General features: G+C 50.1%; 18 protein-coding genes. 8 read left to right on the top strand and 10 right to left on the bottom strand.

Annotated elements, in window-relative coordinates:
- The first annotated feature begins 31 nt into the window (after positions 1-31).
- Together BUE76_RS12375 and BUE76_RS12370 are read left to right on the top strand one after the other, a co-directional pair.
- The gene (locus tag BUE76_RS12375) at positions 32-937 is read left to right on the top strand and encodes a 1-aminocyclopropane-1-carboxylate deaminase/D-cysteine desulfhydrase (protein WP_083596343.1); all 906 of its coding nucleotides are present in this window, start codon (positions 32-34) and stop codon (positions 935-937) included.
- Between the two features lie 53 nt (positions 938-990).
- Positions 991-1,689, top strand: coding sequence for a hypothetical protein (locus tag BUE76_RS12370; protein ID WP_143157194.1), 699 nt, complete (start codon positions 991-993; stop codon positions 1,687-1,689).
- Positions 1,690-1,899: 210 nt separating this feature from the next.
- On the opposite strand, the gene lipB is transcribed toward BUE76_RS12370, so the two are convergent.
- A complete protein-coding gene (gene lipB / locus BUE76_RS12365) occupies positions 1,900-2,589 on the bottom strand; it encodes a lipoyl(octanoyl) transferase LipB (RefSeq protein WP_073039978.1) in 690 nt (229 codons plus the stop codon).
- Positions 2,590-2,637: 48 nt separating this feature from the next.
- Here lipB and BUE76_RS12360 point away from each other — a divergent pair, with 48 nt between their 5' ends.
- Both BUE76_RS12360 and BUE76_RS12355 read left to right on the top strand, forming a co-directional pair.
- Positions 2,638-3,708, top strand: a complete 1,071-nt coding sequence (locus tag BUE76_RS12360; RefSeq protein WP_073039980.1) for an RluA family pseudouridine synthase — start codon at positions 2,638-2,640, stop codon at positions 3,706-3,708.
- A 138-nt stretch (positions 3,709-3,846) separates the two neighbouring features.
- Positions 3,847-6,825: a T9SS type B sorting domain-containing protein gene (locus BUE76_RS12355; RefSeq protein ID WP_073039982.1), complete on the top strand. Its 2,979-nt coding sequence runs from the start codon at positions 3,847-3,849 to the stop codon at positions 6,823-6,825.
- 303 nt (positions 6,826-7,128) lie between these two features.
- On the opposite strand, the gene BUE76_RS12350 is transcribed toward BUE76_RS12355, so the two are convergent.
- From BUE76_RS12350 to BUE76_RS12330, 5 genes are all read right to left on the bottom strand, one after another.
- Positions 7,129-8,067 carry a hypothetical protein gene (locus tag BUE76_RS12350; protein ID WP_073039984.1) on the bottom strand — a complete coding sequence of 313 codons (939 nt, stop codon included), beginning with the start codon at positions 8,065-8,067 and terminating at the stop codon, positions 7,129-7,131.
- Positions 8,067-8,651 carry a peptide deformylase gene (gene def / locus BUE76_RS12345; RefSeq protein ID WP_073039986.1) on the bottom strand — a complete coding sequence of 195 codons (585 nt, stop codon included), beginning with the start codon at positions 8,649-8,651 and terminating at the stop codon, positions 8,067-8,069. The genes BUE76_RS12350 and def overlap by 1 nt, the downstream gene beginning before the upstream one ends.
- Before the next feature lie 464 nt (positions 8,652-9,115).
- Entirely contained in the window at positions 9,116-9,529 is a 414-nt protein-coding gene (ruvX, locus tag BUE76_RS12340) for a Holliday junction resolvase RuvX (protein ID WP_073039988.1), read from the bottom strand.
- Positions 9,530-9,538: 9 nt separating this feature from the next.
- A complete protein-coding gene (locus BUE76_RS12335; protein WP_073039990.1) occupies positions 9,539-10,462 on the bottom strand; it encodes a UbiA-like polyprenyltransferase in 924 nt (307 codons plus the stop codon).
- 31 nt (positions 10,463-10,493) lie between these two features.
- Positions 10,494-11,024: an RNA methyltransferase gene (locus tag BUE76_RS12330; protein WP_073039992.1), complete on the bottom strand. Its 531-nt coding sequence runs from the start codon at positions 11,022-11,024 to the stop codon at positions 10,494-10,496.
- Between the two features lie 282 nt (positions 11,025-11,306).
- On the opposite strand from BUE76_RS12330, the gene mutS reads away from it, so the two are divergent.
- On the top strand, positions 11,307-13,907 hold the full coding sequence (gene mutS / locus BUE76_RS12325; protein ID WP_073039994.1) for a DNA mismatch repair protein MutS: 2,601 nt from the start codon (positions 11,307-11,309) through the stop codon (positions 13,905-13,907).
- Positions 13,908-14,168: 261 nt separating this feature from the next.
- On the opposite strand, the gene BUE76_RS12320 is transcribed toward mutS, so the two are convergent.
- Complete coding sequence (locus tag BUE76_RS12320; RefSeq protein WP_073039996.1) at positions 14,169-14,570, bottom strand: SET domain-containing protein; 402 nt, start codon at positions 14,568-14,570, stop codon at positions 14,169-14,171.
- A 93-nt stretch (positions 14,571-14,663) separates the two neighbouring features.
- Between BUE76_RS12320 and mgtE the strand changes: the two genes are divergently transcribed.
- From mgtE to BUE76_RS12305, 3 genes are all read left to right on the top strand, one after another.
- Complete coding sequence (gene mgtE / locus BUE76_RS12315) at positions 14,664-16,055, top strand: magnesium transporter (protein ID WP_073039998.1); 1,392 nt, start codon at positions 14,664-14,666, stop codon at positions 16,053-16,055.
- Between the two features lie 74 nt (positions 16,056-16,129).
- The gene (gene glmS / locus BUE76_RS12310) at positions 16,130-17,965 is read left to right on the top strand and encodes a glutamine--fructose-6-phosphate transaminase (isomerizing) (protein ID WP_073040000.1); all 1,836 of its coding nucleotides are present in this window, start codon (positions 16,130-16,132) and stop codon (positions 17,963-17,965) included.
- Between the two features lie 120 nt (positions 17,966-18,085).
- The gene (locus BUE76_RS12305) at positions 18,086-20,278 is read left to right on the top strand and encodes a DUF4954 family protein (protein ID WP_073040002.1); all 2,193 of its coding nucleotides are present in this window, start codon (positions 18,086-18,088) and stop codon (positions 20,276-20,278) included.
- 182 nt (positions 20,279-20,460) lie between these two features.
- Here the strand turns inward: BUE76_RS12305 and BUE76_RS12300 are convergent, their stop codons facing one another.
- From BUE76_RS12300 to era, 3 genes are all read right to left on the bottom strand, one after another.
- Entirely contained in the window at positions 20,461-20,670 is a 210-nt protein-coding gene (locus BUE76_RS12300; RefSeq protein ID WP_073040004.1) for a hypothetical protein, read from the bottom strand.
- 98 nt (positions 20,671-20,768) lie between these two features.
- Positions 20,769-22,076 carry a ribosome biogenesis GTPase Der gene (gene der, locus BUE76_RS12295; protein ID WP_073040006.1) on the bottom strand — a complete coding sequence of 436 codons (1,308 nt, stop codon included), beginning with the start codon at positions 22,074-22,076 and terminating at the stop codon, positions 20,769-20,771.
- Positions 22,077-22,281: 205 nt separating this feature from the next.
- Positions 22,282-23,148 carry a GTPase Era gene (gene era, locus BUE76_RS12290; protein ID WP_073040338.1) on the bottom strand — a complete coding sequence of 289 codons (867 nt, stop codon included), beginning with the start codon at positions 23,146-23,148 and terminating at the stop codon, positions 22,282-22,284.
- Positions 23,149-23,221: the final 73 nt, after the last annotated feature.

Raw genomic sequence — 23,221 nt, 5'->3', positions numbered from 1 at the left:
AAATAAATAAATTCGCCACTTATCAATTGGCATGTCTGCTTCTATAAATTCCGGACCACCTATAGCCTCACCAACATTACAGTACCTGCCCACCTTTAACAACAAGGTTGCTGTGCTCCGGCTTGATGCGGTGCATCCCGTTGTTTCGGGTAACAAATGGTACAAACTCCAGGGCCACCTGGCACAGGCTGCTGCTGCAGGCAAGCGAACAATCCTCACTTATGGTGGTGCTTACTCCAACCACATCGTTGCTACTGCTGCAGCTTGTGCCACTGCCGGTTTGCAATCTGTTGGCATCATTCGCGGCGAAGCACCGGAGCAATGGTCGCCTACACTTTTGGATGCACAAGCTTTGGGCATGGAGCTTCATTTTATAAACAGAACCAGCTACCGGGAAAAGACCATTCCGGAAGAACTGTATAAACAATATCCTGTTGGTTCAATTTACGTAATAGGTGAAGGCGGCATGGGCACAGCGGGCACAACAGGGATTATAGAAATGATGAATAACCTGCCAATTGACAACTTTACCCATATTCTTTCAGCAGTAGGTACAGGCACAACACTGGCAGGCTTGATACAAGCTTCCAAATCCCAGCAACAGGTCTTGGGCATAAGTTCATTAAAAGATAATTTGGAACTGGAAGCGGCAGTACACAACATGCTGCCACCTACCGGGAAAAACAATTGGCAGATTAATCATGAATTTCATTTTGGAGGTTATGCCAAACACAAACCCGAACTTATCCGATTCATGAACGATTGGTACCAACTTACCGGCGTCCCCTCCGACTTTGTGTACACCGGCAAAATGTTTTATGCTTTTCAGCAATTATGGTTGCAGCAGTATTTCCCTGAAAACAGCAACATTCTGCTGGTACATACCGGTGGCTTGCAGGGCAATCGTTCGCTACCTGCAGGCACGCTTATTTATTAAGAAAAAACAGGATGCCTGTATCTTTGCCCGCATACCCACAGGCTATTGTGCTCATGAAAAAGTTGCTCCTCTCCCTTTTCGTTTTAAGTATTGCTTTCAGTGCCTTGAGCCAGGATACCCTGCCCCGCTTTTCGGTACGCAATGTAGGCAACAACCGCATTGTGATCGGGTGGGTAAACGCCTACCCCGTAGTCAAGCAAATCTCCATCCAGCGTGCCTTCGACAGCCTGGGGGTTTATAAAACCATCCTGAGCGTTGCCGATCCGCAGGCCGTGCAAAACGGCTTTGTTGATACCAAGGCGCCCAACGATCATATGTTTTACCGGCTCTTCATCATGCTCGATGGCAGCCAGTTCATCTTTTCGCCGGCACGCAAACCAATACAGGATACTGCCAACGCTCAAAAGGTTAACCTACCCGATGCAGGCGCACCCGCAACATCCGCCAACCCCACTGGAAGGGACAGTGCGGCAGCCGCCATTAAAAAACCCGAGTACGTGCCTTCTGTTTATGTATACACCAATAAGGAAGGCTATGTATTTGTAAACCTCCCCGATGCGGAGCAGAAGAAATACCGCATCAAGTTTTATGATGCCGATGGCAGCCTGCTCTTTGAATTAAAGCAGGTAAAAGAAACGGCACTCACTTTGGACAAAGCCAACTTCATGCATGCCGGCTGGTTCCGCTTTGAGTTGTTTAACGAGGATAAGTTGGTAGAGGAAAATAGGTTTTACCTGGCAAGGGATTTTTAGTTTAGTTCTCACAGATGCCACAGATGACACGGATGGTATTTTTTTAGTGCAGTGTGGCTTATATAATATGACGACGGACCACAGACGACAGGCAACGAGGTTTCCTAGTGTTGTCTGTCGTCTGTGGTCCGTCGTCTTTCAGGATCAAACACCTTCTACAAAATTTCTACATCCATCCGTGTAATCCGTGCTATCTGTGAGCACCAATCCTCACACAATAGCAGCCCCGAACACGGCTGCAAAATGCCCCAGCAATTTCTCCTGCACTTCCGCCACCGGTACTTCCCTGCCCAGTTCCTGTTGTAGGGAAGTCACACTTTTATTCTGGATGCCGCAGGGCACGATATAGTTGAAATAATTCAGGTCGGTATTGATGTTGAAGGCAAAGCCGTGCATGGTGATCCAGCGGCTGCAGCGCACCCCCATGGCGCAGATCTTCCGTTCGCGGCCGGGCACATCGGGTTCGATCCAAACACCGGTTTCGCCTGCCGAGCGGCCTGCAGCTATGCCATAATCGGCCAGGGTGCGGATGATGACTTCTTCCAGCTCACGCAAGTAGCGGCCGATATCAGTATAAAACTGCTCCAGGTCTAGGATGGGATAACCCACGATCTGGCCGGGACCATGAAAAGTAATATCCCCGCCCCTGTTGATCTTGAAAAATTCAATGCCTTTCTCTTCCCGTTCTTCTTCGGAGATCAGCACATGCTCCATCTTGCCGCTCTTGCCCAAAGTGTATACCGGCGGGTGCTCCACCATTAAAAAATAGTTGGCAATGCCTTCGGTACGTCCTTCCTGTTTGGCGGCAACACCCTGTTGCAAAAGAGTTTCCTGGAGGTCCCAGGCGGTTTTATAATCCAGCCGGCCCAGGTTGCGGTAAATGACGGATGCTTTGCTCATGGGACGCAAATTTATCCACTTTGCCGCTAACACCTAATTTTGCACCCTATGGCCCGTGAAGAACTGGACGCTTTGTCCGAACCTACAGAAGGTGGCGACGAACTCTACCAACGCTTTTCCTTTGTTACCGATAAAGGCCAGGAACCCTATCGCATCGATAAGTTCCTGATGAACCGCATTGAAGGTGCTACCCGCAACAAACTGCAACAAGCCATCAACAACGGCATGGTGCTGGTGAACGACAAACCCGTAAAGCAGAATTATAAGGTCAAGCCTTTTGACCAGATCGTGGTGTTCAGCGATACCTCGCCGGAAAGCACCGATGTGGTGCCCGAAAAGATGGACCTCAACATCGTGTACGAAGATGATCACGTAATGGTGATCAACAAGCCAGCGGGCATGGTGGTGCACCCCGGCAGCGGCAACTACAGCGGCACCCTGCTCAATGGCGTGGCTTATTACCTGCAGCAAAAGAATCCCGGCATCAGCGAAGAGACCCTCCCCCGCTTTGGACTGGTGCACCGCATTGATAAAAACACCAGCGGCTTGCTGGTATTGGCTAAAACCGACAAGGCCATGAGTCACCTGGCCAAGCAGTTTTTCGACCACACCGTAAAGCGGCAGTACCTGGCCCTTGTATGGGGTGATGTTGCCGAAGACCAGGGCACCATCCGGGCACATGTAGGCCGCAATCAGCGGTTCCGCAAACTCTTTGAAGCCTATCCCGATGGCGAATACGGTAAAGATGCCATTACACACTACACCGTTTTGGAGCGTATGAATTATGTTACCCTGGTGCAGTGTGTGCTGGAAACCGGCCGTACCCACCAGATCAGGGTCCACATGAAATCTATCGGGCATCCCCTGTTCAATGATGATTTTTACGGCGGCGACCGCATTGTGAAAGGAACCATTTATACCAAGTACAAACAGTTCGTGGACAACTGCTTTGCCATTTGCCCCCGGCAGGCGCTTCATGCCCGCACCTTGGGTTTTGTACACCCCTCCACCGGCGAGCACCTCCATTTTGAAGCGGCCGTACCTACCGACATTGATACCGTTATCGAGAAATGGCGTGGCTATTCAAAGTTTGTACTCAAGGGGAAAACGGAAGATTGAGGCGGAATGCAGGAGGCTGGTTGCCGGTTGCCGGTTAAGCAACCTCAATCATTTACTTGCAGCTTGTAGCTAAAAGCTTGCAGCTTCACTTGACAAACATTTTCAATGCGGACTTGTTTGGGTACATTTATAAGGCCCATGAAGTCCGCATTTTTTTTGCTTGCAAGTATGATCCTTTGCTGCCTGCACCTGCAGGCACAAAAAGAATGGTCGGTTTGGCCGGGGCTGCCGCTGGGCGTACGCTTCACCCCTGCTGGCCCCCAAACTTTTTCAACACCCGTTCACCCGGACGATCCAATCAAGTATGTAGGCGGCGGTGTTACCTACAGTGATCCGCAAAGTGGCAAAGAATTGTTTACCGTTACTTCACGGTATGTGTACAACAGCGAGTACCAACTGCTTGAAAATTTACCCTTGGTTTCCTGCAGCGAAAACCGGTATGCCATACAGGTAGTGCCCATTCCCGATGGCAGCAACCGGTTTTACCTGTTCCATACCTTCCCTGAAACTGGTCTGTTGCTGGCTCGCCAGTCGGGGCTCCAAACCCGGTGCTCCCTTTATGGGCAATCGAACAGCGCTACAGGCGGCCTGCGTTATTCCATCCTCGATAGGACGGCAAATGGCGGCAGGGGTCGTATCATCAGGCAAAACGTGTTGCTTGCCGGCAACCTGGTAGACCGTATTGCCTTGGTAAAACATGCCAATGGTAAGGATACCTGGCTGGTGGCACATGCCTGGGGCAGCAATGCTTTTTTAAGTTACCTCGTCACTTCCACCGGCATTCAGCAGGCTGTAGTGAGCAATATTGGTCCCGTGTTTACCGGAGATTACAAAGCCAGCATCGGTGAAATAAACGCCAGCCCAAACGGCAACCTGATCGCCGCCACATCGCAGGCCGGCAACCTGTTGGAGTTGTATGATTTTGACAAAGCCACCGGTGCCCTTTCCAATTATCGCAGTACCGCCATCCCGGGACAGCCGGGAAGCGTCTGCTTTTCACCCGACAATAGCAAGCTATATGTGGGCAGTTCCGAAACCGTTGCCTGCGGTTATTTGAGCCGGGTTTTCCAATTTGACCTGGATACAAATGATTTGACCCAAAAGCCCTTCACCGTATTTGAAGGCAGCGGCGAAGCACAGATCAATACCCAAATGGCAAGGGCCCCGGATGGCAGTATCTACCTGGCCGGCAGGTTGCTGTACCGCGATGGCGGGTTGACCCAATCCAGCCTGTACCGCATCCGCTTTCCCAACCAGCCGCGTAATGCCTGTACCGTAGAAGAAAATGTGGTCAACACTTCTTACCTCGATCATTTCCCAAACCTTATTAATGATTATGGACAACAGCAGACGGCCGAAAACCCCATTACCCGGCTGGCCATGCCCGAACTGGTTCCGTTTTGCAATGGCATGGTAACCCTTACGGCTCCTGCGGGTTTTTCCGAATACCGATGGAGTAATGGCGCCACCGGCCGAACCATCACCGTTGCCCAACGCGGGCTGTACAAAGTACTGGCTGGCCCTGCAGGTTTTACAAAACCCGAAGCTTATGGTTTCACCGAAGTACTGCCGGCAGGCAAAACCGTAAACCTGGGCAAAGACACAACGGTTTGCGCCAACAACCTCTATGCACTCAAAATCCCGGCAAACTTCCGCAATGTGCTGTGGCAGGATGGGGATACCAGTTCCCTGCGACCGGTGCCCCGGCCCGGTGGCAAACAAATGCTATCGGCCATTGATGACAATGGCTGCCAGGTAATAGATTCGGTATGTGTTTTTTACAAACAACCGCCGCTTGCCCATTTTGGAAAAGACACCACGCTTTGCCAGGGACAGGAGCTCACCTTAACCCTGGAACCTGCGGCCAACACCACCATCAGCCCGGTAGTATACAACTGGCAGGATGGATCCAAACAACAAATATTTCAGGTAAGAAGCCCCGGTGTGTATTGGGGCCAGGTAAGTTTTGAAGGCTGTACGCTTTCCGATACCATAAAGGTGGACTACCTGAGCCAGGCGCCTTTTTCCCTTGGAGGGGACACAACACTTTGCCCCGGCGACTCGCTGCAATTATCCGCACCTGTCACCAATGCCCTGTACCTATGGAGTGATGGCAGCATTGGCCCGGCCATTTGGGCAAAAAACAGCGGTTTATTTTGGCTGCGGATCAACAATGGCCAGTGTACCCAAACCGACACCATCAGGGTAGCATTCCGCACCGGTGCTGCCATTGATTTGGGTCGTGACACTACGGTTTGCACGGGCACCCTGCTAACCCTTAGTGCTGGCAACCTTGCGGGCAGTTACCGTTGGCAGGATGGCAGCACAGCACCGCAATTCACAGCCACCGCACCGGGGCTTTACAAAGTACAGTTTAGCGGGGATGGCTGCACGGTGCAGGACAGCATCCGCATCAACTGGACAGCAGCACCTACACTGTTTTTGGGAAATGACACACTAATATGTGAAGGTCAGGAACTCAGCCTTCTGGCACCCGAAGGTTTTAGCAGTTTCAAATGGCAGGATGGGTCTTTGGAAAATAGTATCAGGATAAATAGCAGCGGGACCTATTGGTTACAGGCAGCAACGGACGGTTGTACCCGTTCCGATACCATCGATATTCAGTATGGGGCACTGCCGCAGTTCAGCCTTGGGCAGGATACCCTGCTTTGTGCCGGCCAAACACTTGTTTTGAGTCCTTCGGCAACTGCAGATAGTTACCGCTGGCAGGACGGCGCCTCCACCTCTACCTACCGGGTGCAAATCCCGGGTACTTATTGGGTTACCCTTTCCAATAGTTGCGGCAGCACCAGCGATGAAATTATTGTAACTGCCGGCAACTGTGCCCTGCTACTCCCCAATGCCTTTACTCCAAATGCCGATGGGCTAAATGACGTATTCAGGGTAAAGAACCCGCATGGACTACAAAGCTTTCGGATGCAGGTGTTCAACCGCTGGGGACAGCCGGTTTTTATAACCAATGATCCGGGTCAGGGCTGGGATGGCCGCTATAAGGGACTGCCGCAGCCGAGCGGCAACTACCTGTACTTTGTTGATGCCGTAGATCAGGCGGGTAAAAAAGTGCAGTTAAAAGGGAATGTGGTGCTGATCAGGTAAAGAATTCGGCGGCCCAAAAGGAGTAAATGAAATTCGGTGCTCCGTCATTGCGAAGCGCCAGCAGTGATCAGGGATACCAAGGTTTAGCGGCGCTGAAGCAATCTCCAGCCGCTGTAAGACACCAAAAGCAGCACGATTTAGCACCTAATTGTGGTGGAGATTGCTTCAGCGCTGCAAGGTGTTGCGTAATTGGAGCCACCACCAGCGCTTCGCAATGACGGTGCGTCTGTGAGCAGCTTTGGCCGCTCATGTATTAAGCAACTCGGCATTACAGCTTGTAAAAAAGTAGCCCTACTCACAGTATCATTTTGCAAAATCAAACAAGGTTGCCGTAAATATCCCCTTCTCCCTTTTTTTGAAAGCTACATCCCAGTTCCCATTGTACCGGATCAACTGGGGGACCAGCATGCCGTTAAATTGCGTCATCTGCACTTCCATGTTCACATCGAAATCATACACGCCGGCATTATAACTGAGGTCGTAGTTGCGGCCCAGGATGGAGAGGTTCCTGGCGTCGAACCAGGTGGTGATGTTATCGTACACTATCTTGTCGCGTTCGCCTGAAGAAAGGTCGGCTTTGCGCACAATGGAAAACTTATAACAGGGCACCTCGCGGTAGTCTTCCACGTCAATATTGAAGTCGTACAGGCGGGCCACTTCGGGGTCAAACACATCAAGCTTGTTGCCGATAAAAGGAATACCCGGGATCTTCTTCCCGGGGTTGAAAAACATCATCTTCAACTGTTCCTTGTGTTTTTCCAAACCCTTTGTTTCCCGCACCTTGCGCTGTGTGCCTGCCACTACGTTGCTTTCGTTGCACACCTGCCCATTGGTAAAAAACAGGCCTGCATAGAGTTCGGCGGTATAGTAATTCCAGTCGCCGCTTCCGTCGCGGATATCACCCGTGGTAGTTTCCTGCAACACATCCATGGTGCGGCAGTTGCCCGCTCTTTTCTGGCGGGTACGGCTTTGCAGCGATGCGTTCACCTTTCCCCTTTTATCCATCATCCGGATATCGTTGAGGGAGGTAAACGAAAGGACCCGCAGGTTTTTAAAGGCCTTGTAAAAGCTGGTATCGTATTTTACTTGCTGCAAAAAACGCGGCACGTTGAGGTCGGAGCGGATTACCACCTCGCTCAGGTTCACCATACGGCGCAGGGCTTCCGCATCGGCGGAATCCTTTTGCGCATGCAGGTTAGCCACGGCAATGAGCAGGAAAGTAAGGGTGAAGAGTTGCCGCATTACTTAGGGAACAACATTTTGTAATCTACGCGGATATTGCCCTTGGTGATATCGTCCAGTTTGCGCTTCATCAGCTTGCGCTTCAGCGGAGTGAGGTGGTCGATAAAGAGCTTGCCATCAATGTGGTCGTATTCGTGGAGGATCACGCGGGCTGTGATGCCGGAAAAGGTTTGTTCGTGCTCGTTGAACTGCTCGTCCATGTAGCGCAGCGTCACTTCCTCGGCGCGGTACACATCTTCCCTGATCTTGGGAATGGACAGGCAGCCTTCGTTATAAGCCCAGTCGTCGCCGGCTTCTTCCACAATATGTGCATTGATAAATACCTGCTTTACGCCGGGTGCATCGGGGTAGTCTTCCTCTTTGCGTTCTTCTTCATCCATGTGTTCGAAGATCTGGGCGCTGTCCACCACAAAAAGGCGGATATCGCGGTTGATTTGCGGGGCAGCCAGGCCTACACCATTAGAACCATACATAGTTTCCCACATATCGGCAATCAGTTTGTCGAGGTCGGGGTAGCTGTTGTCTATATCACGGGCCACTTTGCGCAGTACAGGGTGCCCATAGGCCACAATAGGTAAAATCATCTGTGCTTGTTTGAAATGCTGCCGCAAAATTAGGGCAGGAATGGCGGCGAGGGTGTGAAAAATAATAAAAGAGCCACGGAAAGGGTAAATGCCAGCCGCGCCTAGTTGGAAAAATGAGCTAATTGAGGCAAATCGGTGGTGATTGAGGAAGCCCGTAGGGCTTCAATCTGAATAGCCGCCGGTGCCGCCGGCGGTAAAGATTACATGGGTGAATTACAGCAACCAACCCCGTAGGGGTTGAACCTGCTACTGATTGAAGGTTCAACCCCTACGGGGTTGGTCATTGAAAATATCTTGGTGGAATTTGTTTCCGCCGGTTGCACCGGCGGCTATTTATATTCAAGCCCTACGGGCTTCATTGGCTGCTGAAAGAAAAAGGGCTTATAAAACAGATGGTTTACTGGTTATATTCAAAAACAACTTTACAAACCCATACCGCTCCCATTCGCCAAAAGCCCCTCCAATCAACCAATCCTTTCCATATACTCCTGCAACATGATGGTAGCAGCAATCTGGTCCACGTTGCCTTTCACCTGGCGATCCTTTTTCTTCATACCCATTTGTATCATGGCTTGAGAAGCCATTTTAGAGGTATAGCGCTCATCGACTTCGGTGATCTTCATAGCGGGAAAATCCCTTTTGAATGCCTTGATAAAGCCCTTCACCAGTGGCGTGGCATGCGTGGCCGTATCATCCCAGTTGAGCGGCATCCCAATGATCACCTCATCTACCGGCTCTTTGGAAAAATAGTCTTTCAGAAAGGCCATCAGCTTATGGGTTTCCAGGGTGGTAAGCGCACTGGCAATAATCCGCAGCGGGTCGGTAACGGCCAGCCCGGTGCGTTTGCCGCCATAATCGATGGCTAGTATTCGGCCCATGAAAAAAATTTAGCGGGTTAAAATATCGGCGATGACAAATACGGCAAAAACTACGCTGGCAATGCCGTTGGCGGTCATAAAAGCCAGGTTTACGCGGCGCAGGTCGTTGGGTTTCACAACGGAGTGCTGGTACACCAGCATGCCGCCAAATACGAGTACGCCCACCCAGTACAGCCAACCAAAGCCGCCCAGTTTACCAGCAGCTACAATACAACCGGCACTCAGCAGGTGCAGCAGTTCCGACACCCGTAGAGCTTTTTCTTTACCCAGCCAGCTGGGAATGGAATTGAGCTGCTGGCTTTTATCAAACTCCTCGTCCTGCAGGGAATAAATGATATCAAAACCACTCACCCAAAAAAGCACCGCGAAGGAAAACAATATGGGCAACCAGTGAAAATGCCCCTGCACCGCCAGGTAGGCACCAATGGGTGCAAGCGAAAGCCCCAGGCCAAGCACCAGGTGACACAGTGCTGTAAACCTTTTTGTATAACTATATCCCAGCACCACCGCCAGGGCTACCGGCGAGAGGTAAAAACAAATAGGATTGATAAACCAGGTAAACCCAATAAACAGCAGGCAATTAACAATGGTAAAAACCAATGCATTCTTTGCCGTGATGATGCCTTTGGGGATTTCCCGAATGGCAGTACGGGGGTTCAACGCATCAATATCGCGATCGAGGTAGCGATTAAAAGCCATGGCAGCCGAGCGGGCGGTGACCATACACCCCAGCACCAGGAGGAACAGGTGCCAGTTGGTGCGGAAGAACAGGATGGTTTTGTCCCAGTTAGTATCCAGCAGATCGGGGTACGTGATCAATACGTTGGGTATGCTTTGCAAAAGCCAGATGCCCAGGAAAAAACCAATGAAGGCAAAGGGCAATGCAAAGATGGTATGGGAAAATTTTACGAGGGATAAGTAGTTGCGGATCATAATAGGATATAACAAGTAAAAGGGGGAAGGGTTATTGCGCCAGCAATTTGTGCCGCACCAGCTCCCAAAGTACGATGCCACCAGCGGTAGCTACGTTGAGGGAATGCTTCATACCCAATTGCGGAATTTCAATACAGCCATCGCAGGCCTTGATGGTATCCTGCTCTACGCCGGTGACTTCGTTTCCAAAAACAACAGCCACTTTTTCGCCCCCTTCAAAATGCTGTAGTTGCTGGCTGCCTTCGGCCTGTTCGATGGCAAAAATCGCATAGCTCAAACCCCGTAAGTCTTCTAACGCTTCAGCGGTGGTTTTAAAATGTTTCCAGTGTACGGTGTCCTCGGCGCCTAGGGCGGTCTTTTTTATTTCCTTATGGGGCGGGAAGGCAGTATACCCTACCAGGTAAATGCCTTCCAGGCGGAAAGCATCGGCAGTACGGAAAAAGGAACCCACGTTGTAAGCACTCCTGACATTTTCCAAAACAGCAATAATGGGCAGTTTTTCACTTTCCCTGAACGCTTCCACCGAAAGGCGGTTCAGTTCATCCATCGACAATTTGCGCATAGGGCGCGAAGGTAGGATGAAGACGGGAGAGAAAGTTAGAAGTCGGGAAAGACGGGAAAGTCAGTAAAGACAAGTGCGAAAACAAAATTGTGTGGGAATGCCGACCTACGTCGGCATGACAAGCGGCTGAAGGTCGCAGATGCTTTCTTAACTTGCGTAACCAAAACCTTTTCCCGTCATTCCCGTCATTCCCGTCATTCCCGTCATTCCCGTCATTCCCGTCTTTCCCGTCTTCCAACTTTACTGACTTTCCGGACTTCCAACTACTTTTGCCGCCACACTATGAGCAAAGGAAAAACCGCGGAAACCCCGCTGATGCAACAGCACAATGCCATCAAACAGAAATATCCCGATGCCGTGCTCTTGTTTCGTGTTGGCGACTTTTATGAAACCTTCGGCGGCGACGCCATTATTGCCTCGCAGGTGTTGGGCATTACCCTCACCAAGCGCAACAACGGCACCGCAGATAATGAACTGGCCGGTTTTCCCTACCATGCCCTGGATACCTATTTACACAAACTGGTAAAGGCTGGCTACCGGGTGGCCATCTGTGACCAGTTGGAAGACCCAAAGGCCGCCAAAGGCATCGTAAAGCGCGGCGTTACCGAAATGGTAACACCCGGCACCGCTACCAACGACAAACTGTTGGATCATGGCACCAACAACTTCCTGGCGGCCCTCCACTACAACGGCACAGACCGTTACGGCATGGCCTTTCTCGATATTTCCACCGGTGAATTCCTGATTGCTGAAGGCGACCAGGAAGCTGCCGACAAGCTGCTTTCCGGTTTTAAACCTGCCGAAGTCATTTTCCAGCGCCAATACCAGAAGCGCTTCAAGGAAACCTTTGCCGGTAAATACTATACTTATACCCTCGATGAGTGGATCTTTCAAGAGCACTATGCCCACGAGTTGTTGCTCAAACAATTCAACACCCACTCGCTGAAAGGCTTTGGCGTGGAAAGCTTATCGCTGGGACAAGTGGCAGCCGGTGCCGTGCTCCATTATCTAAAAGAAACGGAGCACCCCAACCTGCAGCACATCACTTCCATGCAGCGCATTGACCAGGCCGACTACCTGTGGATGGACCGTTTTACCATCCGCAACCTGGAACTGCTGGGTGGCGGCTACGATGGCGGCAACTCGCTGCTGACGGTACTGGACAATACCGCTACGCCTATGGGTGCCCGCATGCTCAAGCGCTGGATCGTGTTCCCGCTCAAAGACCTGGGCCGCATCAACGAACGCCTCGATTTGGTAGAACACCTGATCCTGCAAACCGAACTGCGCCAGCATCTGGTGCAGGCTATGAAGCTATGCGGCGATATGGAACGGCTGGTTTCGAAGATTCCGCTGAAAAAGATCAATCCCCGCGAACTGCTGCAACTGGCACGTTCGCTGAAACAGGTAGATATCATCAAACATGCCTGTGCCCAAAGCAGCAATGCCTACCTCCAGCGCCTCTCCGATGCGCTGAATCCCTGCCTTTCCATTGCCGGTAAAATCATCAGCGAGGTAATGGAAAATCCGCCAGCCGTGGCAGCCAAAGGTGGTTTTATACAGAATGGGGTACATACCGAACTCGACGGGCTCCGGGCCATTGCCACCAATGGTAAAGAATACCTGTTGCAGATGCAGCAGCAGGAAGCCGACCGTACCGGCATCTCATCGCTCAAGGTAGGTTTCAACAATGTATTTGGGTACTTCCTGGAAGTAACCAACTCGCACAAATCAAAAGTGCCCCCCGAGTGGATCCGCAAACAAACCCTAGCCAACGCGGAACGTTACATCACACCAGAACTGAAAGATTACGAGGAAAAGATCACTGGTGCCGAAGAGAAGATCCTGGCTATTGAAATGCAGTTGTTTGAAGGCCTGGTAAACGAATTACAGGATTTCCTGAGCTGCATCCAGGCCAATGCACAGGTAGTGGCTACCCTGGATTGTATCTGCTGTTTTGCCCAGAATGCACTGCAGTTTAACTATAAAAAACCGGAGGTACACAATGGCGAGGACCTTACCATCAGCGAAGGCCGCCACCCGGTAATTGAACGCACCCTGCCGCCGGGAGACGTCTATGTTTCCAACGATCTTAAATTCAACAAAGAAGACCAGCAGATCATCATTCTTACCGGTCCCAACATGAGCGGTAAGTCGGCCCTGCTGCGCCAAACCGCCATTATTACCCTGATGGCGCATATGGGTTCTTTTGTACCTGCGGTGGCAGCTCATATCCCGCTAACCGACAAGATCTTTACCCGGGTGGGCGCCTCCGACAACCTTAATGCCGGTGAGTCGACATTTATGGTGGAGATGAACGAAACGGCTTCCATCATCAATAATATTAGCCCGCGCTGCCTGATCCTGCTGGATGAAATTGGCCGCGGCACCTCTACCTACGATGGTATTTCCATCGCCTGGAGCATCGTGGAGTACCTGCACCATTCGCCGCATCAGCCCAAGACATTCTTTGCCACGCACTACCACGAATTGAACGAGCTGGAAAACAAGCTGGCAAGGGTGCGTAATTTCCATGTCACCAATAAGGAGATCGGCGGTAAGATCATTTTCCTCCGCAAGCTTGCGGAAGGCGGCAGCACCCACAGCTTTGGTATCCATGTAGCGCGAATGGCTGGAATGCCTCCCGAGCTCATTAACAGGGCCAACGAAGTGCTGACTCAACTGGAACAAAAACACGAGTCCAACGACAACCGGCAGAACCTGCAGGCACTTTCCGGTCAACGGATGCAACTCAACATCTTCGATACGCATAGCCAAACCTTCGATGAAATCCGCAATGCATTGAACAATGTGGACATTAACAGGCTCACACCTGTGGAGGCTTTGCTGAAGCTGAATGAGATCAAGGGGATGATTAAGTAATACACCCTGTTCTCACCCCCTGTCCCCCTAAAGGGGGAACTTAGGTCAAACATACCCTTTTGCAACAGCGCCCCTCCCAAGCAGAGGGGCGCTGTTGTTTTAAAAAACACAGTAGTTTTTATTTTTTAACCCGGGATAGGAACACAGATTAAACGGATTGAACGGATATCTGTTCCCATCCGTTCAATCCGTGTTCCCATCAAAACTTAGTTTGAAAGGCTTCTTCTAATACGATCAGTCACTCCGGCCTAAGTCTCCCCTTTAGGGGGACAGGGGGAACCACACCGGCCGGTCATCATCACTATCCCCATTATAATTAATAAACAACTCCTCCCCTTCTTTGATGTCTTTTACGGTAATGATGGAAATTGTTTGTTGTTCAAAATCCATCAGGTAATCGCAATTGCTTTGGGGTGCGTGGTTGTACAGGGAAACATACCCAAGGGCCATGGCACACCTCGTTTCGTCGGGTCCCCATAAAAAGATATAATCATGCAGGGGCGTTTGGTCGATCAGCTCCTGGTGGGCCTTGGTCATTACAATTACAGGAGAAGTTTCCAGCAGCAGCCCTGCAGGCAGGTCGGCAAGGGCAAAAACGCCACGACCCATGTTGGGGGTAGGTCCCAGTCCAATCAAATCAGATAAATAATAGTCAACAGCCATGTTCGGGATCAGGTATTTCCTTTTGTTTCCATTCTGACAGCATTTACCCGTCAGCTTTGCAATATAAACCCGTTCTATCGGTAATTTCGCGCCATGGCTTTGGAACAACAACTCGAGGATCTGAAACAGCAGTTTGAGGAGTTACTGGAAAACAATGATATGTTGGAAATCCGCCAGTTCCTGGACGACCAGAACATATCGGACGTTGCCGAGTTGGTGTACGAGTATCCCGAGTACGAAAGCAGCATCATTGCCAATATGTCCATACACCGGGCATCGGGTGTGTTTCGCATCCTTGATTTTGGCACCCAAAAAAGGATCATCCAAACCCTGCCTGCCGCCAAAACCGCCGAACTGCTCAATGAGTTGCCTGCCGATGACCGCACCTCTTTCCTGGAAGAACTGCCCAGCAGCGTGGTGCGCGAACTGATCAAACTGCTGGAACCCGAAGAACGCAAAGTTACGCTCTCGCTTTTGGGATATCCTGAGAACAGCCTGGGCCGTCTCATGACCCCCGATTATGTGTATGTATACGAACACAATACCGTAGCCGAAGTACTTAACGTGATCCGCCGCGTGGGCAAGAACAGCGAAACCATTGACGTCATTTATGTAATTAACGAAAAAGGCGAGCTGCTCGATGATATCCGTATCCGCGAGTTTATCCTCAACGACCCGCACACCAAGGTAAGCGACCTGATGGATGAACGGGTGATTGCCCTGAATGCTTACGAGGACCAGGAAGTGGCCAACGAAGCCTTTAAAATGAACAACCGCATGGCCCTGCCGGTGGTGAGCAACAGTAATAAGTTGTTGGGCATTGTTACCATCGATGACGTGTTGTGGGTAGCCAACGAGGAGTTCAGCGAAGACATTCAAAAAATTGGTGGTACCGAGGCCCTCAACCAGCCCTACCTGGAAATGCCGCTATTCCGCCTGCTGCAAAAAAGGGTGATCTGGCTCATCGTGCTGTTCTTAGGGGAAATGCTTACCGCCACTGCAATGGCATATTTCGAAGACGAGATCGCCAAAGCCGTGGTGCTGGCCCTTTTTGTTCCCCTCATTATCTCCAGCGGTGGCAACAGTGGCTCGCAAGCCTCAACGCTGATCATCCAGGCCATGGCCATGGGCGAAATCAGCTTGAGCGACTGGTGGCGCGTGATGCGCCGCGAGATCATCTCCGGCATCCTGCTGGGTACAGTGCTTGGCCTGATTGGTTTCTTCCGCATTTTCATCTGGCACACCATATCACCCCAGGTATATGGCGATCACTGGGCAGCCATCGGCATCACAGTTGGTGTTGCCCTGGTAGGCGTAGTGCTGTGGGGCACTCTTTGCGGCAGTATGCTGCCCATGATCCTCAAACGCCTCGGCGCCGATCCTGCCGTGAGTTCCGCTCCCTTTGTTGCCACCCTTGTAGACGTTACCGGGCTGATCATTTATTTCTCGGTCGCCTTCCTAACGCTTAGCGGAAAACTCTTATAACATCATAGTACGTTTTTTTATCTGCGCATCATTCCTGAATTTCGCGGTTCATTAAATCAACCTAACGAACACTTATGTGTGGAATCGTAGCCTATATTGGCCAGCGGGAAGCCTACCCTATTATTTTAAAAGGACTGAAAAGATTAGAATACCGTGGTTACGACAGTGCAGGTATTGCACTGTTAAACGATGGATTGAAAGTTTATAAGAAGAAAGGAAAGGTTGCCAACCTGGAAGAAGAACTCCAGGGTAAAGACCTGCATTCAAATATCGGCATTGGCCACACCCGTTGGGCTACCCACGGCGAACCCAGCGACCGCAACGCACACCCCCACCGTTCTGCCAGCGGCCGATTTGCCATGATCCATAATGGTATCATTGAAAACTATGCACAGCTGAAGCAGGAACTCCTTAGCAAAGGCTACGTGTTTCACAGCGATACCGACACCGAAGTACTCCTCAACTTCATCGACGATATCCAAAAGAACAACGATTGTCAACCCGAAGAAGCAGTACGAATTGCGCTGAAACGCGTAGTAGGTGCATATGTGATTGTGCTGCTCGACCAGGAAAACCCCGATACCCTTATTGCGGCCCGCAAAGGCAGCCCCCTGGTAATTGGTGTGGGTAAAAACGAGCACTTCCTTGCCTCCGATGCATCGCCCATCATCGAGTACACCAAGGAAGTGGTGTATGTAAACGATTATGAAGTTGCGATCATCCGCCCCGATGAACTCATTTTGAAAAACCTGGGCAACGAGCGCCAAACGCCTTTTATCACCAAGCTGGATATGGAACTGGCCGCTATTGAAAAAGGCGGTTACGACCACTTCATGCTGAAGGAAATTTTTGAGCAGCCCCAAACTATTTTCGACTGTTTGCGGGGCCGCCTCGATGCCACTGCCGGCACCATCACCATGAGCGGTATAGAAAAATATGCCGACGAATTGGTCAATACCAACCGCATTGTAATGGTGGCTTGTGGTACCAGCTGGCACGCCGGCCTTGTTGCAGAATATATTTTTGAAGAACTCTGCCGCATCAACGTGGAAGTGGAATATGCTTCTGAGTTCCGCTACCGCAACCCTGTCATCAACAAGGGTGATGTGATCATTGCCATTTCGCAAAGCGGTGAAACTGCCGATACCCTGGTGGCCATTGAAAACGCCAAGAACCAGGGTGCCATCATTTTTGGTGTGGTAAACGTAGTGGGTTCCAGCATCAGCCGTGCTTCGCATGCAGGTGCTTATACACACGCCGGCCCGGAGATTGGTGTGGCTTCTACAAAAGCATTTACTGCCCAATTGGCGGTACTCACCATGATGGCTTTGGCAGTTGCCAAAAAGAAAGGCACCATCACAGAGCAGCGCTACCAGACCCTGCTGAAAGAACTGGAAGCGGTACCTGAGAAAGTAAGCAAACTGCTCAAATCTGTTGATGGCATCAAAGCCCTTGCGGAGAAATATAAAGATGCCGAAGACTTCCTGTACCTCGGTCGCGGCTTCAACTTCCCCGTTGCACTGGAAGGCGCACTCAAGCTTAAAGAAATTTCTTACATCCATGCCGAAGGTTACCCTGCCGCAGAAATGAAGCACGGTCCTATTGCATTGGTTGACGAAACTTTGCCTGTTGTATTTATCGCCACCCGCGACTCCTACCATGAAAAAGTGATTTCCAATATGCAGGAAATCAAAGCCCGAAAAGGCATGGTGATCTCTGTGATCAATGAAGGCGATGAGCAAAGCATTTCTTTGAGCAATGATGTGATCATTGTACCCGAAGCAGACGAAGTAATTGCGCCCATGCTGAGTGTGATCCCGATGCAATTGCTGGCTTATTACATTGGCGTTGCCCGCGGCCTTGATGTGGATAAACCCCGCAACCTGGCCAAGTCGGTAACCGTAGAATAAATTCGATCTGGAAAGGTGGCAAAGGTTAAGGTTGATATTTGCAAAGGCAAATGCTCCTTGATCTTTGTCACTTCTTTTTATAACCAATATCTTACTCAACCAGGCTAACAACCCACTACCATGAATGCCATCATTAAAAGACCACTGAAATCCCTTGGCTATGGCTTTATTCCTGAAGCACAGCTGCCAGAAGGGAAAGATGAATATCACTTGCGCAACCTGCAAAACCGCAGTGGCATACAGTACCGCAACCTTACGGCTTCGGAAATAGAAAAGCTGGTGCGCAACAACAACACTTCAGATGATTGGAACAAGATCTGTGTGTCCGATGACTTCAATCCCGAACTGGTTAAAAACTGTACCTTTTTCGGGCTGGTACGTATTGGCAAACTAGAGCCGGTTTACCTGGAGTATAATAATGTTGCCCTGCCGGTGGGCTTGTACAACAGCACCATTATTTCCTCCGACTTTGGCGACAATGTGGTGGTCAATAATGTAAAATACCTCTCCCATTACATCATTGGTAACGAGGTGATGATAGTAAACGTGGATGAACTGCATGCGACCTCCTATGCTAAGTTTGGTAATGGCATTGTGAAAGAGGGCGAACAGGAAGGTATCCGGGTATGGCTCGAGGTACGCAACGAAAATGCAGGCCGCAAAATCATGCCTTTCACCGGTATGCTCCCGGGCGACGCTTACCTGTGGTCGCAGTTCCGCGAGGATAAAGAACTGCTGCAAAGATTCCAGGAGTTTACCGAAAAGCGTTTTGATAAAAAGCAGGGCTATTATGGCAAGATCGGCGACCGTACAGTGATTAAGAATACCAGCATCATCAAGGATGTGTGGATTGGCAGCGATGCTTATATCAAAGGCGCCAATAAGCTGAAGAACCTTACCATTGATTCGGTGCCACATGCCAAGACCCAGATTGGTGAAGGCTGTGAAATCGTTAATGGCATCATCAGTGTTGGTTGCCGGGTGTTTTACGGCGTAAAGGCCGTACGTTTTGTGATGGCCTCACATAGCCAGTTGAAGTATGGTGCCCGCCTGATCAATTCCTACCTGGGTAATAATGCAACGATCTCCTGTTGCGAAGTGTTGAACTCGCTGATCTATCCTGCCCACGAACAACACCACAACAACTCATTCCTTTGTGCCGCACTGGTGATGGGACAAAGCAATATGGCTGCAGGTGCTACCATTGGCTCCAACCACAACAGCCGCGCAGCAGATGGCGAACTGATTGCAGGCCGCGGCTTTTGGCCAGGCCTTTGTGTAAGCCTGAAACACAATTCGAAGTTTGCTTCCTTTACCATTCTGGCTAAGGGCGACTATCCCGCCGAACTAAATATAACGCTGCCTTTTTCGCTGGTGAGCAATGATACTGCCAACAACCGACTGGTGATCATGCCGGGTTATTGGTTTCAATATAATATGTATGCGCTGGCTCGCAACTCGGCCAAATATGTAGACCGCGACCGGCGGAAAGATAAGGTGCAGCATATTGAATACGACTTCCTTGCACCCGACACCATCAATGAAATGCTGGAAGCCCTGAACACCATGCAAAGACTGGCAGCACAGGCAAAAGGGGCCATCAGGGAAGGAATGACTGATGATGATGTGCTTGCAATTGGCGCTGCACTGTTGGAGCAGCCAGAGTTCAATAAAATTTTACTGAGTACTGCGCCTTTTGAAAATTCAAAACGCCCTGTAGAACTGCTGAAGGCACATACTGCAAGTCGTATGTTTCGCGAGCTGATCGGGTACCATTTTGTAAACCAGTTGTGCAGCTACATGCAGCAAAAGCAAGGAAAGACACTTGAAACAGTACTTACCGAACTGGAGCAGGAACAAGGCATAGCTGCATGGCAAAATATTGGTGGACAGCTGGTGCCCACTGCACATATGCAGCAAATGCTGGCAGACATCAGGAGCGGTAAAACATCCTCCTGGGAAGAACTTCATGGGTTCTACAGCCAACAGGGCGAGCAGTATGCATGGCTGAAGCTGGCACATGCATGGCAAGCGCTCAAGCAAACAAGCAAAATTTCCCTGGATAACTTCACCACCCTATTTGCACAGGTGGTAAATGAAGCTATTGCTACCCGCACCTGGATGACGGAAAAAATTTACCAGTCCCGGGCAAAGGATTACCAGAATGCTTTTAAACAGATGGTATACGACAATGAACAGCAAATGGAAGAAGTGGTAGGAAGCCTGGAGGATAATGCATTTATTCAACAACAGCGCGAAGAGCTGGAAGCATTTACCGCAAGGGTAACTGACATGGTTAGCCGCTTTTTATAGTACAAATATTAAAGGCTATGGTATTTCTGGTAAAATGCCATGGCCTTTAATACCCTTAGATTTATCAATTTATCACTATAGCAACGGGCAACTGCCCGTTTTTTAATGCCCATTCCTGAAACAAAAAATCCCCCTGCGGTTAAGCAGGGGGACCTTCTTGCAAGAAGTAAATATCTTGAAGATTAATGTGCAGCAGCAGCAGAATCAACAGATACAGCAGCAGCGGTATCTACAGTAGCAGCAGCAGTATCTACAGCAGTAGTAGTGTCAACAGTTACAGCAGCAGTATCTACAGTAGTAGCAGTAGAATCAGCAGCAGTTGTGTTTTCAGCGTTGTTGCCACAAGCAACGAGGGTACCAGCGATAGCGGCGATAGCCAGGAACTTTTTCATTGTACTAGTTTGAATGAATAGTGATTAATGGCGGCAAAGGTAACTGCTAAGCTTGTAAAAACAAGAGCGTACTACAAAAATTTTCATCGTACTACATACTACTTTTTACGGAAGTAGATACGGACAGGCACACCCGAAAAGTTGAACTTTTCCCGCAGCTGGTTTTCCAGGTAGTTGCGGTACGGAGTTTTGATATCATCGGGGAAGTTGGCAAAGAATGCAAACGACGGCACCGCAGTGGGCAGTTGGGTAATATACTTGATACGTACGGCATGGCCACGCACCACCGGTGGGTGGTAACTTTCAATAGCTTTCAGAATTACTTCGTTGAGCTGCGATGTGGGCACCTTGCGCTGGCGGTTTTCATATACTTCTAGAGCCATTTCAATGGCCTTCATGATGCGGATCTTTTCTTTCACCGAGATAAAGAGAATGGGCACATCATTAAAGGGCGCCAACTTACGCTTCAGTTCTTTTTCGTAGTCGCGGGCCGTATTGGTTTCTTTCTCCACGAGGTCCCACTTATTTACCAACACCACAATACCCTTACCCTTACGGGCAGCAAGGCTATAGATGCTGAGGTCCTGTGCGGTGATGCCTTTTTCTGCATCGATTACCAGCATACAAACATCCGATTCATCCAACGCCTTGATGGCACGGATTACAGAGTAAAATTCCAGGTCTTCTTCCACCTTGGCCTTGCGGCGCAAACCGGCGGTATCGATCAGGATAAAATCTTTTTGAAACAGGTTGTAGCGGGTATGAATGGTATCGCGGGTAGTGCCTGCAATATCACTAACAATAGTACGCTCCACACCTACCAGCGCATTCAGCAGCGACGATTTACCTACGTTGGGCTGACCAATGATACAGATCTTGGGGATATCACTGTTTTGGTCTTCCTCGTTGTCTTCAGGAATCAGGTTGGTGATGGCATCCAATATTTCACCGGTGCCGCTACCACTCATTGAAGAAACATAGAACACCTCATCGAAGCCCAGTCCGTAGAACTCGGCGGCTTCCAGTGACCGGGCGCTGTTGTCCACTTTATTGACCATAAGGAACACCGGCTTGGTAGCACGGCGCAACATTTCAGCCATAGCGTCGTCCAGGCTGGTAATACCGGTAGTAACGTCTACCACGAAGATGATGGCGCTTGCCTCATCAATCGCTATCTGCACCTGCTTGCGGATTTCCCTTTCAAAAACATCCTTGCTATCGGGCACAAAACCACCCGTATCAATCACGTTGAACTGCTTGCCGGCCCATTCGGCAATACCATACTGACGGTCGCGGGTAACACCCGGCGTATCTTCCACAATGGCCTTACGCTGCTCCAGCAAACGGTTGAAGAACGTACTCTTGCCCACGTTGGGGCGGCCCACAATTGCTACTGTATAACTCATAATGATAACCCCCTGCCCCCCTGAAGGGGGAACTTAGGTCCAGACACCCGATTGAACATGGAATGGTTCAAACCCCGGTGTTGGATATTTAAAAAAACAAAACGCTAATAATTTCTTTAACCCTATGTCCTGGTGCACCTATCCTTGCTTAGGCATTTCTGACCTAAGTTCCCCCTTCAGGGGGACAGGGGGTGTGGCTGCGGGTTTAATACCCATACTCCTTCAAAAACAAATCATTCTCGCGCCACTTGGGCCGCACTTTTACAAAGAGCTCCAGAAAGACCTTGCTCTGCAAAAATTTCTCGATGTCTTTTCGGGCATTGGTACCAATTTGCCGGATCATTTTGCCGCCTTCACCAATGATGATGGACTTTTGCGTTTCGCGCTGCACAATGATGTTGGCGCCGATCTTGATCAAACTGCTTTTGTGTTTGAACTCGTGTACAATTACCGTTGTCTGGTAAGGAATCTCCTCCTCAAACAACTCGTAAATTTTTTCACGGATGATTTCACCCACAAAGAAGCGTTCCGACAAATCGGTGATCTCATCTTCGGCAAAGAAAGGCTCGCCTTCGGGCAGGCGGTTGGCAACTTCACGGATCACCTGTTTTACCTGACCGCCATTGATGGCAGAAAGCGTAAAGATGGCACCCGCATATTTTTTATCCAGGAAAAAGGCTTTTGCTTCCTGCACCTTGTCGGGCATTACGGTGTCCACTTTATTAATCAATAATAAAGAAGGCACTTTCAGCCGCAGCTTGGAAAAGATAGCATCGCACTCTTCCCAGTTGTCGTTCACGTCTACCAGCAGCAGGGCAAGGTCGGCGTCTTCAAGCGATCCTTTTACAGCCTGCATCATTCTTTCGTGCAGTTTGTATTTGGGCTCGATGATTCCGGGCGTGTCGGAGAAAATGATCTGGTAATCTTTTTCCGTAAGGATACCCTTAATGCGGTGCCGCGTTGTTTGCACCTTTGGCGATACAATGGCCAGCTTCTCGCCCATCAGTGCGTTGAGCAAGGTGCTTTTGCCCGCGTTGGGCCGGCCGAATATGTTTACAAAACCTGTCTTCACAATAATTTCAAAGCGCAAAAGTAAGATTATAAAAATTGTTTGGCCGGAAAGAAGTGTGCGCCTATATTTGCAT

Origin of the sequence: Cnuella takakiae, assembly GCF_001953305.1 — a bacterium.
Taxonomy (GTDB): domain Bacteria; phylum Bacteroidota; class Bacteroidia; order Chitinophagales; family Chitinophagaceae; genus Flavisolibacter; species Flavisolibacter takakiae.
The sequence above is the reverse complement of the archived record's forward strand: the minus strand, read 5'-3'. Positions and strand labels throughout refer to the sequence as shown.

Coding starts and splice junctions, on each gene's coding strand:
- lipB (WP_073039978.1), bottom strand. CDS start 2,589: ATGAGCAAAGCATCCGTCATTTACCGCAACCTGGGCCGGCTGGATTAT.
- BUE76_RS12320 (WP_073039996.1), bottom strand. CDS start 14,570: ATGGCTGTTGACTATTATTTATCTGATTTGATTGGACTGGGACCTACC.
- BUE76_RS12355 (WP_073039982.1), top strand. CDS start 3,847: ATGAAGTCCGCATTTTTTTTGCTTGCAAGTATGATCCTTTGCTGCCTG.
- BUE76_RS12330 (WP_073039992.1), bottom strand. CDS start 11,024: ATGCGCAAATTGTCGATGGATGAACTGAACCGCCTTTCGGTGGAAGCG.
- BUE76_RS12350 (WP_073039984.1), bottom strand. CDS start 8,067: ATGCGGCAACTCTTCACCCTTACTTTCCTGCTCATTGCCGTGGCTAAC.
- def (WP_073039986.1), bottom strand. CDS start 8,651: ATGATTTTACCTATTGTGGCCTATGGGCACCCTGTACTGCGCAAAGTG.
- BUE76_RS12375 (WP_083596343.1), top strand. CDS start 32: ATGTCTGCTTCTATAAATTCCGGACCACCTATAGCCTCACCAACATTA.
- BUE76_RS12305 (WP_073040002.1), top strand. CDS start 18,086: ATGAATGCCATCATTAAAAGACCACTGAAATCCCTTGGCTATGGCTTT.
- BUE76_RS12370 (WP_143157194.1), top strand. CDS start 991: ATGAAAAAGTTGCTCCTCTCCCTTTTCGTTTTAAGTATTGCTTTCAGT.
- BUE76_RS12300 (WP_073040004.1), bottom strand. CDS start 20,670: ATGAAAAAGTTCCTGGCTATCGCCGCTATCGCTGGTACCCTCGTTGCT.
- mgtE (WP_073039998.1), top strand. CDS start 14,664: ATGGCTTTGGAACAACAACTCGAGGATCTGAAACAGCAGTTTGAGGAG.
- mutS (WP_073039994.1), top strand. CDS start 11,307: ATGAGCAAAGGAAAAACCGCGGAAACCCCGCTGATGCAACAGCACAAT.
- BUE76_RS12360 (WP_073039980.1), top strand. CDS start 2,638: ATGGCCCGTGAAGAACTGGACGCTTTGTCCGAACCTACAGAAGGTGGC.
- BUE76_RS12335 (WP_073039990.1), bottom strand. CDS start 10,462: ATGATCCGCAACTACTTATCCCTCGTAAAATTTTCCCATACCATCTTT.
- der (WP_073040006.1), bottom strand. CDS start 22,076: ATGAGTTATACAGTAGCAATTGTGGGCCGCCCCAACGTGGGCAAGAGT.
- ruvX (WP_073039988.1), bottom strand. CDS start 9,529: ATGGGCCGAATACTAGCCATCGATTATGGCGGCAAACGCACCGGGCTG.
- glmS (WP_073040000.1), top strand. CDS start 16,130: ATGTGTGGAATCGTAGCCTATATTGGCCAGCGGGAAGCCTACCCTATT.